Source organism: Cecembia lonarensis LW9 (assembly GCF_000298295.1).
GTDB classification, from domain to species: Bacteria; Bacteroidota; Bacteroidia; order Cytophagales; family Cyclobacteriaceae; genus Cecembia; species Cecembia lonarensis.
In genome coordinates, this window is the sequence record NZ_AMGM01000234.1 from 1 (window position 1) to 899 (window position 899).

At 59.5% G+C, this 899-nt stretch carries 1 protein-coding gene; it reads right to left on the reverse strand.

Annotated features, from left to right (window positions below; genetic code table 11):
• Positions 1-644, reverse strand: a 644-nt coding sequence (locus tag B879_RS23935) for an LLM class flavin-dependent oxidoreductase (protein WP_040401566.1), incomplete at its 3' end; no start/stop codon positions are given.
• Positions 645-899 lie beyond the last annotated feature (255 nt).

The window sequence follows — 899 nt, forward strand, 5'->3', positions numbered from 1 at the left end:
ATCGGCTGTCCACCGATGATCGCCAGGAATAGCGGCAGCCCGTGCCGGGCCGCACGCACCACCGACTCGGGGCTTCCTCCAACACCCACCCAGGCATTCAAGATGCCGTTTTCAATGGGTGGGTAGACGGACTGGTTGCGCAGTGCCGGACGGGTCTGCCCCGACCAGCTGACCGGCTCACCCTTGCGCAGCTTGGCGAAGAGCGCCAGCTTTTCTTCGAAGAGCAATTCGTAGTCGGAAAGTTCGTAGCCAAAAAGCGGGAAGGATTCGACGAACGAACCGCGGCCCAAGATGGCTTCGGCACGGCCATTGGATAACCCGTCCACCGTGGCGAAGCGTTCGTAGACCCGTACCGGATCATCCGAGCTCAATACCGTCACCGCGGTGCCCAGCTTGATGCTCTCGGTCACCGAAGCGATGGCACCAAGGACCACTTCGGGTGCCGAGATTGCATAATCGTCCCGGTGGTGTTCGCCCACGCCGAAGAAATCCAGTCCTGCGGCCTCGGCGGCTTTGGCCTCTGCAACGACATTGCGTAAAACCTGGGCGGGGTGCAGCGTCGTTCCGTCGGCAGCGGTAGTGATGTCTCCGAAGGTTTCGACACCGATCTCAAGTTGCTGTGTGTTGGTGGTGGGTTCACTCATGGTTTCCGGTGGTTCTCCTGTCAAAACTTATATGCGTTTGCATTCACTCTGGCTCAACTATGGCTCGCTCCGCGATATTCCCGGGACGCGAATACCCACTGTGTCCAATGCGACAACTGTGAGTTGCGCGGCCCATGGCTCAAAGTCCAATAAGGCGGCGGTAAGGTGAGTGGGAGAAAGCGCAAACGACAGGAGAAAGTGTGTCTTCAGGCAAGGATCCGGACACCGGCATTCCGGTGTCCCCGGGCGAGGATC